A 13,916-nucleotide genomic window follows, 5' to 3' on the forward strand; every position below is an offset into this window, starting at 1 on the left:
GACCAAGCTACGTGCAGAACCGCACCGGGGACGGGCTGGCCGAGCGGCTGGGGGCCCTCGCGCACGGCGCACTGACGTGCATGACGAACGCCCGGCGGATTCCCGCCGGGCGTTCGTCATGCGTCCGGAAAGCTCAGGCCTCGGAGGCGGAGCTTCAGCCGAGGCGCTCGACCAGGGCGCGGTGCTGGTCCCACAGCTCCTTGGGGGTGTGGTCGCCGTAGGTGTTCAGGTGCTCGGGGACCAGGGCGGCCTCCTCGCGCCAGACCTCCTTGTCGACCGTGAGGAGGAAGTCCAGGTCGGCGGCCGGGAGGTCCAGGCCGTCGATGTCCAGGGAGGCGACGGTCGGCAGGATGCCGATGGGGGTCTCGACACCCTCGGCCTTGCCCTCCAGGCGCTCGACGATCCACTTCAGGACGCGGCTGTTCTCACCGAATCCGGGCCAGACGAACTTGCCCGCGTCGTTCTTGCGGAACCAGTTGACGTAGTAGATCTTCGGGAGCTTGGACTGGTCCCTGCCTTCGCCGACCTTGATCCAGTGACCCATGTAGTCGCCCATGTTGTAGCCGCAGAACGGCAGCATGGCGAAGGGGTCGCGGCGCAGCTCGCCGACCTTGCCCTCGGCGGCGGCGGTCTTCTCGGACGCGATGTTCGAGCCGATGAAGACACCGTGGTTCCAGTCGAAGGACTCGGTGACCAGCGGCACGGCGGAGGCGCGGCGGCCGCCGAAGAGGATCGCGGAGATCGGGACGCCCTTGGGGTCCTCCCACTCGGGCGCGATCGTCGGGCACTGGGAAGCGGGCACGGCGAAACGGGCGTTGGGGTGGGCCGCCGGCGTCTCGGACTCCGGAGTCCAGTCGTTGCCCTTCCAGTCGATGAGGTGGGCGGGCGCCTCCTCGGTCATGCCCTCCCACCACACGTCGCCGTCGTCGGTGAGCGCGACGTTGGTGAAGACGGTGTTGGCGTACATCGTCTTCATGGCGTTGGCGTTGGTGTGCTCGCCGGTACCGGGGGCGACGCCGAAGAAGCCGGCCTCGGGGTTGATCGCGTAGAGGCGGCCGTCCTCGCCGAAGCGCATCCAGGCGATGTCGTCACCGACGGTCTCGACGGTCCAGCCGGGGATCGTGGGCTCCAGCATGGCCAGGTTGGTCTTGCCGCAGGCGCTCGGGAACGCGGCGGCGATGTACTTGGGGCCCTCGGCCTCACCCTGCGGCGGGGTGAGCTTGAGGATCAGCATGTGCTCGGCGAGCCAGCCCTCGTCGCGGGCCATCACGGACGCGATGCGCAGCGCGTAGCACTTCTTGCCGAGCAGGGCGTTGCCGCCGTAGCCGGAACCGTAGGACCAGATCTCGCGGGTCTCCGGGAAGTGCGAGATGTACTTGGTGGTGTTGCAGGGCCACGGGACGTCGGCCTCGCCCTCGGCGAGCGGAGCGCCGAGGGTGTGGACGGCCTTGACGAAGAAGCCGTCGGTGCCCAGCTCGTCCAGGACGGGCTTGCCCATACGGGTCATGGTGCGCATGGCGACCGCGACGTAGGCGGAGTCGGTGATCTCGACGCCGATCGCGGAGAGCTCGGAGCCGAGCGGGCCCATGCAGAAGGGGACGACGTACATCGTCCGGCCCTTCATCGAACCGCGGAAGATCCCTTCCGGGCCGGTGAAGACGTCCTTCATCTCGGCCGGGGCCTTCCAGTGGTTCGTGGGGCCCGCGTCCTCCTCCTTCTCGGAGCAGATGAAGGTGCGGTCCTCGACGCGCGCGACGTCGGAGGGGTCGGAGGCCGCGTAGTACGAGTTCGGGCGCTTGGCCGGGTCGAGCTTCTTGAACGTGCCCTTGGCGACGAGCTCCTCGCACAGGAGCTCGTACTCGGCCTCGGACCCGTCGCACCACACGATGCGGTCCGGCTGGGTGAGGGCCGCGATCTCGTCGACCCAGGAGATCAGCTCCTGGTGATTCGTCGGGACGGAAGTGGTGGGAGCCGCGTTGTCGCGCGCCACGATTGCTCCTTGTTGAGGGATTCGTTTGGTGTATGCCCCGTGGGGGCTGCGACCCGGACGCTTCGCGCTCCGCTCATCCGGTGCCGACCGCACTCATCTGATCATCCGGTGCGTGTGCGCATATGTCCAGGGGGCTTCTCACGTGAGCATCGCCACTCACGTCAATCTTCCGTAAAGAGGACTAACGGAAACCTACGGGCGCGTAGCTACCATGTGGTTCATGACTTCTGACGCCGCCGCACCGGCCGCCGAGGCCTCTCCGGTCGTCCAGGCCTTGGAGGCCGCCGAGGCCTCCTTGGAGGCCAAGCCGCTCATGCGCGGCTGGCTGCACACCGGGATGTTCCCCGCCGTGGTGATCGCGGGCCTGGTGCTGATGGCCTTCACCGACTCGACCCGGGCACGGGTGGCCTGCGGGATCTACGTCCTCACGGCCTGCCTGCTCTTCGGCGTCAGCGCGGTCTACCACCGCGGCACCTGGGGACCGCGCGGAGAGGCCATCCTGCGCCGCCTCGACCACGCCAACATCTTCCTGATCATCGCGGGCACGTACACGCCGCTGACCGTCCTGCTGCTCCCGCCCTCCACCGGCCGGACCCTGCTGTGGGCCGTGTGGATCGCGGCCGCCGCCGGCATAGCCTTCCGGGTCTTCTGGGTCGGCGCGCCCCGCTGGCTGTACACGCCCTGCTACATCGCCATGGGCTGGGCGGCGGTCTTCTTCCTGCCCGACTTCATGCGGACCGGCGGCATCGCCGTCCTGGTCCTGGTGATCGTCGGCGGCCTGCTCTACAGCGTGGGCGGCGTCATCTACGGCATGAAGCGCCCCAACCCCTCGCCGCGCTTCTTCGGCTTCCACGAGGTCTTCCACTTGCTGACCCTCGCGGCCTTCGTCGCCCACTACGTCGGCATCTCGCTCGCCGCCTACGCGCACTGACCTCGACTGGCCTCGTACGGACCCGGCACGACCGGAATCGACGGCACTGCCCCGTCGTCTCAGGGGTGAACCGTCCCCAACTGCTCCCGGAGCTCGACGGGATCCGTCGTGGGCCGCGCGCACACGAAGTGCCGGCAGACGTAGGCCGTGGGACGGTCGTCTACGAGTGTGCGCTCGGCCAGAAGCGGGAACTCACCCCCGCTGCCGTCCGCTTCACGCGGAAGACCCATCGCCACCACAGCCCCCGGAGCCGTCCCCAGCAACGCGGCCCGGTGCAGCTCCGCCAGCGCCGGATCCTCCGGATGCCCGACGACCGCGACCTCCCGCGGCCCGTCGAGGAGCGCCTCGGCGACCGCCAGCCCGTGCCCGATGAAGCGAGGGGCGCGCGGCCCCAGGGCGCCCACCACCCCGAGCGCCCGCTCCGCCGCCGTGCGGTGGGCCTCCGAACCGGTGTGCGCGGCATACGAGAGCAGCGCGCCGGCCGCGGCCGTCCAACCGGACGGGGTGGCCGTGTCGGTGGGATCCTGCGGCCGCCTGATCAGCTTCTCCGCGTCATGCGCGGTGTCGTAGAGCGAGCCGTCCGGCGCGGTGAACAGGTCCAGGACCAGGTCCACCAGGAACCCGGCGAACTCCAGCCAGACCCCCTCACCGGTGACGGCGGCGAGAGCCAGGAACCCCTCCGCCACGTCACCGTAGTCCTCCAGCACCCCCGCGTTCGCCCCGGCGTGACCGTCCTTGCTCGTCCGCGCCAGCCGGGCCCGCCCGTCCATGTGCACCCGTACCAGGAGGTCCGCGGCCTCGGTGGCCCGCTCGACCAGGTCGGGCCGGTCGAAGTACGCCCCGCACTCGGCGAGCGCGGCGACGGCCAGCCCGTTCCAGGCGGCGACGACCTTGTCGTCCCGCCCGGGCGCGGGCCGCCGGTCCCGTGCGGCGAGCAGCCGCGCCTTGATGTCCGCGATCCGCCCGGCGTCCACGGCGGGCCCGTCCTGGGGCAGCTGGAGCACGGACTTGCCGTGCTCGAAAGTGCCCTCCTCGCTCACCCCGAAGCAGGCTGCGGCCAGATCCCCGTCGGCCTCCCCCAGCACCTCCCGCAGCTCGGCGGGCGTCCAGGCGTAGTACGCCCCCTCCACGTGCTTGCCGCTCATCGGGTCCTCGCTGTCGGCGTCGAGCGCGGAAGCGAAGCCGCCCTGCTCCGTCCGCAGCTCGCGCACGATGAAGTCGGCCGTTTCCAGCGCGACGCGCCGCGCGAGGTCGGAGCCGGTGGCCCGCCACACGTGGGCGTACACCCGGCACAGCAGCGCGTTGTCGTACAGCATCTTCTCGAAGTGGGGCACCACCCACTCCCGGTCCACGGAGTACCGCGCGAACCCGCCGCCGAGCTGGTCGTAGATCCCGCCGCGGGCCATCGCCTCGCAGGTGTCGACGGCCATCTGCAGCGCACCCTCGGATCCCGTCCGCGCGTGGTGGCGGAGCAGGAACTCCAGCACCATGGACGGCGGGAACTTCGGCGCCCCGCCGAATCCGCCGCGCGTGGCGTCGTACTCCCGCGTCAGTGTGAGCAGCGCCTGCGCCAGCTCCTCGGCGCCGGGGGGCTGCGCCTTCCCGTAGTCCAGCTGCCGCCCGGCCAGGTCTCGTACGATCCGCTGCGCCACGTCGGCGACCTCCTCGCGCCGCCCCTCCCAGGCGGTGCGCACTCCTTCGAGGACCTGCGTGAAGGAGGGCATCCCGTGCCTGGGCTCGGGCGGGAAGTAGGTCCCGAAGTAGAACGGCTCGGCGTCGGCCGTGAGGAACACCGTCATGGGCCACCCACCGTGCCCGGTGGCGGCCTGCACGGCCTCCATGTAGACGGCGTCGACGTCGGGGCGCTCTTCGCGGTCCACCTTGATGTTGACGAAGTGTTCGTTCATGTAGGCGGCGGCCAGCTCGTCCTCGAAGGACTCGTGCGCCATCACATGGCACCAGTGGCACGCGGAGTAGCCGACCGACAGCAGCACGGGTACATCACGCCGCCGCGCTTCCTCGAACGCCTCGGGCGACCAGGGCCACCAGTCGACGGGATTCTCAGCATGCTGAAGCAGATAAGGCGAGGTCACACCAGCCAGCCGGTTCATACGACCCAGCCTCTCACAATGCCCAACCCCGTCGGCGAGACCCGCACAGGCTCTGCCTCGCTTGGTCGACTGCGCTTGTGCGCCATCACGTGACGGACGAAGCCTCCCCTCGTAACAACTCACTTCGGACAAGCATTGAGTCGAGGCTGTTCACTGGGCGGGCTTAACGCATCCTGCCCAGCGAGCTATGCGGGTTGGGATGTGCCTTGGGCGAGGCGGAGGCGGCGTCCCGCATCTCCTGGCACTCTTCCGAATCGGGCGCCCCGGCACCCCAGGGCAGTAGGCTGAGCCCAGCAGCGCCGGACCTGTCAAGGCTCCTCGAAGGAGGTACACCATGACCGCCGAGATGGTGGCGCCCGCGTGGATGCATACGCAGATCAGCGCGGAGCAGTACGACTCCTGGTCCGAGGAGCAGTGTGCCGGCATCGAGATCGTGGACGGGATGGTCGCCGTGAGCCCGAGCGCGTCCAAGCGGCACAACCGGCTGGCCCGGATCCTGGCCAATGCCCTGGACGCCGCCGCAGGCCCGGACTGGAACGCCGACACGGACTTCGACGTCCGTTTGCAAGACGTTCCGCTCACCAACCGCCGTCCGGACGTCGTCGTCTACCAGGCGGAGACCATCGACCTCACGCCCACCCGCCCCGAACATGTACTCCTGGTCGTCGAGATCGTGTCGCCCGGCTCGGAGACCACCGACCGGATCGTGAAGGTGGACCAGTACGCCAAGGCCGGCATCCCCTTCTACTGGCGGATCGAACAGGCCGCCACCGGTGTCCCCATCGTCTACACCTACGTTCTCGACCCCGCCACCAAGGCCTACAGGGACGGCGAGATGTTCACCGGCGTGATCAAGGCTGCGGCGCCCTTCTCCGTCACCGTCGACCTGGGAGCCATCTGACAGCGCTGGAAGATCACTTCCTCATGGCTGAGCACAAGGGAAAGCGAAGTGGCCGGGGGAGTTGCCTCGACGACACTGCCCAGCTCTGAACTAGCTCAGATTCCCTCGCGCTCGCCACCGTCCCGCAGGACACTTGGCGCACGTTGCCGGAGCTCTCTGAGGGGGATGCCGATGCGGGACAGCCATCGCGGCGAGGCGGAGCGGCTGTTGGGGCGGGCCGTGGAGGAGGAGGCCCGGCGGGGGGCGGGAGTGGCGGGCGCGCCGGGTGCGGTGGTGGACCGGTCCGCCCTGCTGGCGCGCGGCAGGGAGGCGCTGGACGCGCTCGCGGAGCGTGCGGCGCCGGAGTACGAGGCGTACGTGCGGGCCTTGGACGAGGCGGCGGCGGGGAACGTGTCGCTGGGTGAGGCGTTCCGGCGGGCCAACGCGTCGACGGCCGTGCTGGTGGCAGCCGTTACGGCGGCCGCTGCCGTCGGGGCGGACCTGGCGCTCGGTGTCGCGTCGGGTACGGCGCTGACCGCGGGGGCCGTGGCGGGCGTCGCGGGGGCCGCCGCGACGGTGGCGAAGGTGACGGCGGTGTACCTGCCGGCCGCGAACCGGCGGGCGGGAGAACTGGGCCGTCCGGGCGGGGCGGAGCAGCTGAGGCTGCAGTGGCTGTCGGCGCTGGAGGTGCGGGGGATACGGCCGTTCCTGGAGCAGCAGCGTGCGGTGGCGGCCGCTGTGCGGGCGCCCCGGCCGCCGGTGCGTCCGCCCGCGCCACAGCTGCGCGGGACGGACCGGAGCGCGGAGGCGCGGCGGCGCAGTGTGCTGGAGCAGTCGTTCGGGCAGCTTCCGGATCCGGCGGGCGGGTTCGTGGGACGGCGGGCGGAGTTGACCCGGATCGCGCAGTGGGTGCGGGCGGCGCGGGCCAGTACGGAGACCCGTCCGGTGGTCGTGGTGTTGCACGGTGAGCCGGGGGTGGGGCGTACGGCTCTGGCCCTGCGGGCGGCGCACGGGCTGCGGGACCAGTTCCGGGGCGCGTGCGTGGTGGACCTGCGGGGCGGCCGGCCCGGTGGGGAGCCCGGGCCCGGGGACGTAGCGGGGGAGGCGCCCGGGGAGGCGCCGCTGTCGACGCGGGAGGCGTTGCTGCACCTGCTGAACCGGCTCGGCGCGCCACGCGAGCAGTTGCTGTTCCGGGAGGGAGCTTCGGCGGAGCAGCAGGTACGGCGGCTGGGCGAGCTGTACCACCAGTACCTCCAGGGGCTTCCGGTGACGGTGGTGCTGGACGACGCGGTGGACGCGGCGCAGGTCCGGATGCTGGTTCCGGAGCGCTCCGAGAGCCTGGTGCTGGTGACGGCGCGGGAGCCGCTGGAACTGCCGGCGGATCTGACGGCGTGGGTGTACCAGCTGCCGGTCGAGCGGCTGGCGCCGGCGGAGGCTGCCGAGCTGGTCCGGGCCGCCGCGCCAGAGGCGGGGACGGAGGCGCAGGCGGAGGCCGGGGCCGCGCCGGAGGCCGGGACGGGGGCTCCTGAGGCCGTGGACGCGGTGGTGGAGCTGAGCGGCGGGCTGCCCCTGGCGCTGCGGATGCTGGCTCCGCTGGCGCGCGCCGGCCGGGAACCCGACGGCGCGGAGACCGCCGGCCCCGGGGCGCACCCCGTGGAACGCGCGCTGCACGCGGCCGACGCCCGGCTGGCGGAACCGGCCCGGCAGCTGCTGCGGCGGCTGCCGCTGGCCGGGCGGGCCTCGCTCGGCGGTGCGGCCGCGGCCGCGCTGGCGGACGTACCAGAGCAGGCCGCGCTGCGCACGCTGGAGGAGCTGTGGGAGGCCGGGCTGATCGAGCGGGTGCGCGGCCAGCGGTTCCGCATGCACGACGCGGTGCGCGCGTACGCGGCGGAGCGCCTCGCGGCGGACGAGGACCGGGCGCAGGCGGCCGCGGCGCACGAGCGGCTGATCCGCACCTACGCGCAGCTCGCGGACTCCGTGATCCGGATGGTCGACGGGAAGATGTCCACGCGGGCGGACCACTTCGACGGACACGGCTTCACCTCGCTGGACGCGGCGCTGCGCTGGCTGGACGACGAGTCGAGCTTCATCACCGCGGCGCTGCGGCATTCGGAGGGCGTGGACCAGCAGGCCGTGCTGGATCTGCTGGGGGCGCTGTGCGACTTCTGCCTGTTGCGCGGCGACCTGTACCGGCTCGGTGAGATCGATGAACTGACCCGGGCGGTGGCGTCGGCGGCGGCCGGGAATCCGGGGGCCCAGGGGCAGCCGGGGCGGCTGGTGCGCTCGGTGCAGTGGCGTACGGGCATCGCGGCGCGCCAGCTGGGTGAGCTCGACAAGGCGCGCACGACGCTGACGTCGGTGGTGGACCAGTACATGGAGGCGCATCAGGAGGCGGGGGCGGCGATGGCGCTGATCTCGCTGGGCATCACCCTGCACCACCAGGGGAACCTGCCGGAGGCCGCGGCCCGGATCCGGGAGGCGCTGGTGCTGCAGGAGCCGCCGGAGCTGGCGGGCGACCGGGCCTGGGGGCTGCACGCGCTGGCGGCGGTGGAGCGCGACCTCGCCCACCTCGGGGAGGCGATGGCGCTGCTGGAGCGGTCCCTGGCCCTGCATCGGGAGAGCGAGAGCGTGCACGGGGAGGCGTGGGCGCATTTTCAGCTGGGCCAGGTGTACCTGCGGCTCGGTGACGTCCCGCGGGCGGAGGAGGAGCTGCGGCTGGCGCTCGACTTGTACGGCCGTACGCGCGACGACCGCGGCCAGGCGTGGGCGCTGACCCAGCTGGGCCGGGCTCGGGTGGTGGACGGCGATCCGGAGCCGGCGGTGGAGCGGCTGCGGGAGGCACTGGTGCGCCACCGGGACGCGGAGGACGCGCGCGGCGAGGCGTGGACGCTGTACTACCTGGGCCAGGCGCTGGAGGAGGGCGGCGAGCGCGACCGGGCGGTACGGGAGCTGGAGCGGGCCCGGACCATGTTCTCGCGGATGCGGGACGTGTACGGGCTGGCGCACGCCCGCCACCACTCGGGCCGGGTGACGCGCGACCAGCGGGCGGCGCAGACGGGGAACCTGAAGAACTCCGGGTTCGCGCGTCAGCTGCTGGTGGACGCGCGGGCGGACTTCCGGAGGATCGGGCTGGCGCACGGCGAGGCGTGGACGTGCCTGGAGCTGGCGGTGGTGGACGCGGGCAACGGCCGGGTCTCGCAGGCGCTCGGCCTGTGCGAGGAGGCGGTGCGGCTGTTCATCTCGTACGGGGACCGGCGCGGGGAGGACTGGGCCCGCTTCCTGCGCTGCACGCTGCTGCCCTACGCCGACCTGACCGCCCCGGGCGCCTACGAGGAGGCGGGGGCGGAACTGGCGCGGCTGGTCGCGGCTCCGCATCCGGCGCGGGACGGGCGGCTCGCGGACTGCCTGGAGACGTACGGGGTGATCCTGGGCCGCGGGGTGGACCCGGCGGAGGGCTGGCAGGCGTGGCGGCTCGGCCTGGTCCCGAACCTGCACGCGCGGGAGATCATGGGCGTGCCGGTGGCGGCTCCCCCGGCGTAGCCGTGCGCGCGGGAGCCGGCCTGCCTGCCGGCCGCTCGCGCAGCGCGTTCGGCTGGTCACACCCGCGCGGAGACCGCCGCCCCACCCGGTGTACGGGCGGGGCGGCGGTCACGCGGAGGATCTCAGGTGGTCCGCTCGGGCGCGGGGGCCGGCGCCCGGTCCGGGGTCTCCTCGAAGTTCACCCGGCCCATGTGCCGGCTCATCGACTTCATCAGGGCCCACACCCCGAGGGCGAGGGCCGCGAACACGAGGAAGCCCAGGATTCCGGGGGTCACCTTGTTCTTGTCGAAGGTGTCAGCCGCAAGGGGGAGGACCTGGCTCAGTGCTGCGTGCGTAGCGCTCATAGCTACGCATTCTCCCGGATGCCCGCGAAGAGGTCGGACTCGGGGAGGGAAGTGTCGACGAGCGACTTCACGAGCTCGTACTCCTCCGTCGGCCAGACCTCCCGCTGGATGTGCATCGGGACGCGGAACCATCCGCCGTCGGGGTCGATCTGCGTGGCGTGCGCGATGAGGGCCTTGTCACGGATCTCGAAGAAGTCCGCGCAGGGCACGTGCGTCGTCAGGGTCCGCTCCTTGCGCTCGAACTCGTTCCAGCGGTCGAGCCACTCCCCGTAGGGGGACTCCAGGCCGCGCGCGAGCAGCGCCTCGTGCAGGGCGATGGTGCGCGGCTTGTTGAAGCCCTGGTTGTAGTAGAGCTTCTGCGGCTGGTACGCGGGGCCGAATTCGGCCTCCGGGTACTTCTGCGTGTCGGCCGCGCCCTCGAAGGCCACCATCGAGATCTTGTGGGTCATGATGTGGTCGGGGTGCGGGTAGCCGCCGTTCTCGTCGTACGTGGTGATGACCTGCGGCCTGAAGGCGCGGATCTTCTTCACCAGGCGTCCGGCCGCCTCGTCCACGTCCTCCAGGGCGAAGCAGCCTTGGGGCAGCGGGGGCAGCGGGTCGCCCTCCGGGAGGCCGGAGTCGACGTAGCCCAGCCATTCCTGCTGGATGCCGAGGATCTCGCGCGCCTCGTCCATCTCCCGCGCGCGGACCTCGTGGATGTTCTCCTCGATGTACCTGTCGCCCTGGAGCTTGGGGTTCAGGATCGAGCCGCGCTCGCCGCCGGTGCAGGTCACGACGAGTACGGGCACCCCCTCGGACACGTACTTGGCCATGGTGGCCGCGCCCTTGCTCGACTCGTCGTCGGGGTGGGCGTGGACGGCCATCAGTCGAAGCTGCTCGGTCAAGACAGGATCCTCTGTGATTCGTCGGGGCGGCGGCTTCTATAGTGACCGAATCGGGGGACGGAAAATTCCTGGGGTGGGCCCGCACGGGCCCGGCCCCGCCCTCTCGGAAGGAACGATCGATGAGCACGGTGCGCGAGGGGCTGCCCGAGGGCCGGTACGGCCGGTCGGCGGACGAGCGTGCGGACCGGAAGCTCAAGATCGTCGGATCGGTGCTGGGCGTCGGTCTGCTCGGTGTGGTGGGCTGGATCGGCTGGGGCTACGTCGCGGGCCAGAGCGTCAGCGCCGAGGTGATCAAGTTCCAGGTGGTTTCGGACACCGAGGTGAAGGTGCACCTGGAGGTCCGCAAGGAGACCTCGGTCACCGGTGTCTGCACCCTCGGTTCCCAGGACAAGGACCACGGCGAGGTGGGCCGCGCGGACTTCACCTTCGCGCAGCCGGGCTCGCGGGTGGACGAGGTCGTCTCGCTGAAGACGACCGGCCGCGCCGCGACGGTCGAGCTGATCGGCTGCCAGCCGGCGCCGTGAGCGGTCGGCGGGCACCGTGAGCGGCCGGCCGCGACGGCGCGCGCGTCGGGGCGCCTGGGCCGGGGCATCCTTGAAGTGCGGGAGCCCGCCACCGGCCCTGCGGCGCGAGACGTCGTGACGCGTTCCGCACCCGATCAGCGGCTGGGGTCCTCCCCCTTTTCTTCCCGAATTGTTAGGCTCGTGGTTTCGTCCGCCGCTGGCGGCCTTGTAGTCCCCTGTACCGACGAGGAGCACCCGTGACCCAGACGAGCGAAAGCGTCACCTGGCTGACCCAGGCGGCGTACGACCAGCTGAAGGCGGAGCTGGACTACCTCTCTGGTCCCGCACGCACGGAGATCGCCACGAAGATCGCAGCCGCCCGCGAGGAGGGCGACCTGCGTGAGAACGGCGGTTACCACGCGGCCAAGGAGGAGCAGGGCAAGCAGGAGCTCCGCGTGCGTCAGCTGACGCAGCTCCTGGAAAACGCGAAGGTCGGCACCGCGCCCGCCGCCGAGGGCGTGGTCGCTCCCGGCACCCTCGTCAAGATCGCCTTCGACGGCGACGAGGACGACACCATGGAGTTCCTGCTGGCCTCCCGTGAGTACGCGTCCTCGGACTTCGAGACGTACTCCCCGCAGTCCCCGCTGGGCACCGGCGTGATGGGCAAGGCGATCGGCGAGGACGCCCAGTACGAGCTCCCGAACGGCAAGAAGGCGTCGGTCAAGATCCTCGACGTCAAGCCCTTCACCGGCTGATCACCCCCCTTCCTGCTTTTCACGCACGATGCCCGGCCGGGTGCTCCCGGCCGGGCATCGTACGTACGGGCGCTACGCGGTCGCCGAGCGGTACTTGCGCACGGCGAGGGTGCGGAAGACCACGATGATCAGCAGCGACCAGAGGACGGACGCGAGGATCGGGTGCTGCATCGGCCAGGCCGCGGGAGCCTCGTACCCCGGTGGCAGGTTGCCGAAGAGCTCGCGGGCCGCCTGGACGGTCGCGCTGAAGGGGTTCCACTCCGCGATGTGACGCAGGAAGGTCGGCATGTTGTCGGAGGGGACGAAGGCGTTCGAGATGAACGTCAGCGGGAAGAGCCAGATCAGCCCGCCTGAGGTCGCCGCCTCGGGGGTACGCACCGACAAGCCGATCAGGGCGCCGATCCAGGAGAAGGCGTAGCCGAGCAGGAGCAGCAGGCCGAAGCCGGCGAGCACCTTGCCGAGGTTCTCGTGGGTCCGCCAGCCGACGATCAGGGCGACCACCGCGAGGACGATCACGGTGAGCGCGGTCTGGACGAGGTCGGCGAGAGTGCGGCCGGTCAGGACCGCGCCGCGGGCCATCGGCAGCGAGCGGAAGCGATCGATCAGCCCCTTGTGCATGTCGTCGGCGATACCCGCGCCCGCGCCGGCCGTGGCGAAGGTGACGGTCTGGGCGAAGATGCCCGCCATCAGGAACTCGCGGTAGGCGGCGGGCGAGGTGTTGCCGCCGACGCTGATCGAGCCGCCGAAGACGTAGCTGAAGAGGACGACGAACATCACCGGCTGGATCACGCCGAAGATGATCATCTCGGGGATGCGGGACATGCGGATCAGGTTCCGCTTGGCCATCACCAGGGAGTCGTTAACGCCCTGGACGAGGCCGCCGCGCGGGCGGGGTGCCGCGAGCTCCGGGGGCCGGGAGGTGATGGTCACTTCGCCGCTTCCTTCCGCGCCTTGTGGCCCTTGGACCTGGTCTTGGCCTGGGGCGTGCCGGCGCCGCCGTCGGCCGTCGCGTCGTTCTCCTCCGCCGCGCGTTCGGCCGCGTGGCCCGTCAGGGAGATGAACACGTCGTCGAGGGTGGGACGGCGCAGGCCGATGTCGTCTATCTCGATGCCCCGGGCGTCGAGCTCGCGGATGACCTCGGCGAGCAGCTTGGCGCCGCCCGACACGGGCACGGTCAGCTTGCGGGTGTGCTCCTCGACCGCGGTCTCGCCCTTGCCGAAGCCGGCGAGCACCTCGCGCGCGGTGCCTATGTGCTCGCGCTCGTGGACGACGACCTCCACGCGCTCGCCGCCCGTCCGGGCCTTGAGCTGGTCGGAGGTGCCGCGGGCGATGACCTTGCCGTGGTCGACCACGCAGATGTCGTGCGCGAGGTGGTCGGCCTCCTCCAGGTACTGGGTGGTGAGCAGCAGGGTCGTGCCGCCGGCCACCAGTTCCTGGATGATCCCCCACAGCTGCTGACGGTTGCGCGGGTCGAGTCCGGTGGTCGGCTCGTCCATGAACATCACGGGCGGGCTCACGACCAGGGCGGCCGCGAGGTCGAGACGTCTGCGCATGCCGCCGGAGTAGGTCTTGGCGGTGCGGTCCGCGGCGTCGCCGAGGTTGAAGCGCTCCAGCAGCTCGTCGGCGCGGGCCTTCGCCGCCTTCGCCTTCATCTGGTAGAGCTGGCCGACCATCTGGAGGTTCTCGCGGCCGGTCAGGTACTCGTCGACGGCCGCGAACTGACCGGACAGCCCGATGGCGCGGCGGACCTCGTTGGGGTGCTTGAGTACGTCGATCCCGGCGACGACGGCCTTGCCGCTGTCGGGCTGGAGGAGGGTGGTCAGCACGCGCACGGTCGTGGTCTTGCCCGCGCCGTTGGGGCCGAGCAGGCCCAGGACGGTGCCTTCGGGGACATCGAGGTCCACGCCGTCCAGAGCCCGTACCTCACCGAACGTCTTGACCAGGCCTTCGGCATAGATGGCACCTGGCATATGGATTC

The 13,916-nt window shown here is 71.3% G+C and carries 11 protein-coding genes; 5 read left to right on the plus strand and 6 right to left on the minus strand.

Annotation, left to right across the window (positions count from 1 at the left end):
* Window positions 1-154: 154 nt before the first annotated feature.
* Window positions 155-1,990 (minus strand): phosphoenolpyruvate carboxykinase (GTP), encoded by a 1,836-nt coding sequence (locus ABZX75_RS24105; RefSeq protein WP_355413835.1) that lies wholly within the window; start codon window positions 1,988-1,990, stop codon window positions 155-157.
* Between the two features lie 313 nt (window positions 1,991-2,303).
* Between ABZX75_RS24105 and ABZX75_RS24110 the strand changes: the two genes are divergently transcribed.
* A complete protein-coding gene (locus ABZX75_RS24110; protein WP_355413923.1) occupies window positions 2,304-2,921 on the plus strand; it encodes a hemolysin III family protein in 618 nt (205 codons plus the stop codon).
* A 59-nt stretch (window positions 2,922-2,980) separates the two neighbouring features.
* Here ABZX75_RS24110 and ABZX75_RS24115 read toward each other — a convergent pair whose 3' ends face one another.
* Complete coding sequence (locus tag ABZX75_RS24115) at window positions 2,981-5,032, minus strand: thioredoxin domain-containing protein (RefSeq protein WP_355413837.1); 2,052 nt, start codon at window positions 5,030-5,032, stop codon at window positions 2,981-2,983.
* Between the two features lie 334 nt (window positions 5,033-5,366).
* Here ABZX75_RS24115 and ABZX75_RS24120 point away from each other — a divergent pair, with 334 nt between their 5' ends.
* The gene (locus ABZX75_RS24120; protein ID WP_355413839.1) at window positions 5,367-5,933 is read left to right on the plus strand and encodes a Uma2 family endonuclease; all 567 of its coding nucleotides are present in this window, start codon (window positions 5,367-5,369) and stop codon (window positions 5,931-5,933) included.
* 171 nt (window positions 5,934-6,104) lie between these two features.
* Window positions 6,105-9,452 (plus strand): tetratricopeptide repeat protein, encoded by a 3,348-nt coding sequence (locus ABZX75_RS24125; protein WP_355413841.1) that lies wholly within the window; start codon window positions 6,105-6,107, stop codon window positions 9,450-9,452.
* A 122-nt stretch (window positions 9,453-9,574) separates the two neighbouring features.
* On the opposite strand, the gene ABZX75_RS24130 is transcribed toward ABZX75_RS24125, so the two are convergent.
* Window positions 9,575-9,796 carry a hypothetical protein gene (locus ABZX75_RS24130; protein WP_355413843.1) on the minus strand — a complete coding sequence of 74 codons (222 nt, stop codon included), beginning with the start codon at window positions 9,794-9,796 and terminating at the stop codon, window positions 9,575-9,577.
* Between the two features lie 2 nt (window positions 9,797-9,798).
* The gene (gene mca, locus ABZX75_RS24135; RefSeq protein ID WP_355413845.1) at window positions 9,799-10,680 is read right to left on the minus strand and encodes a mycothiol conjugate amidase Mca; all 882 of its coding nucleotides are present in this window, start codon (window positions 10,678-10,680) and stop codon (window positions 9,799-9,801) included.
* A 119-nt stretch (window positions 10,681-10,799) separates the two neighbouring features.
* On the opposite strand from mca, the gene ABZX75_RS24140 reads away from it, so the two are divergent.
* The gene (locus ABZX75_RS24140; RefSeq protein ID WP_355413847.1) at window positions 10,800-11,204 is read left to right on the plus strand and encodes a DUF4307 domain-containing protein; all 405 of its coding nucleotides are present in this window, start codon (window positions 10,800-10,802) and stop codon (window positions 11,202-11,204) included.
* A gap of 236 nt (window positions 11,205-11,440) precedes the next feature.
* A complete protein-coding gene (greA, locus tag ABZX75_RS24145; RefSeq protein ID WP_355413849.1) occupies window positions 11,441-11,938 on the plus strand; it encodes a transcription elongation factor GreA in 498 nt (165 codons plus the stop codon).
* Window positions 11,939-12,010: 72 nt separating this feature from the next.
* Here greA and ABZX75_RS24150 read toward each other — a convergent pair whose 3' ends face one another.
* Window positions 12,011-12,868: an ABC transporter permease gene (locus ABZX75_RS24150; protein ID WP_355413851.1), complete on the minus strand. Its 858-nt coding sequence runs from the start codon at window positions 12,866-12,868 to the stop codon at window positions 12,011-12,013.
* Complete coding sequence (locus ABZX75_RS24155; RefSeq protein ID WP_355413853.1) at window positions 12,865-13,908, minus strand: ATP-binding cassette domain-containing protein; 1,044 nt, start codon at window positions 13,906-13,908, stop codon at window positions 12,865-12,867. Before ABZX75_RS24155 ends, ABZX75_RS24150 begins: the two co-directional genes overlap by 4 nt.
* Between the last annotated feature and the right edge of the window lie 8 nt (window positions 13,909-13,916).

Source organism: Streptomyces sp. NPDC003038, assembly GCF_040611115.1.
In the GTDB taxonomy this organism is placed as follows: domain Bacteria; phylum Actinomycetota; class Actinomycetes; order Streptomycetales; family Streptomycetaceae; genus Streptomyces.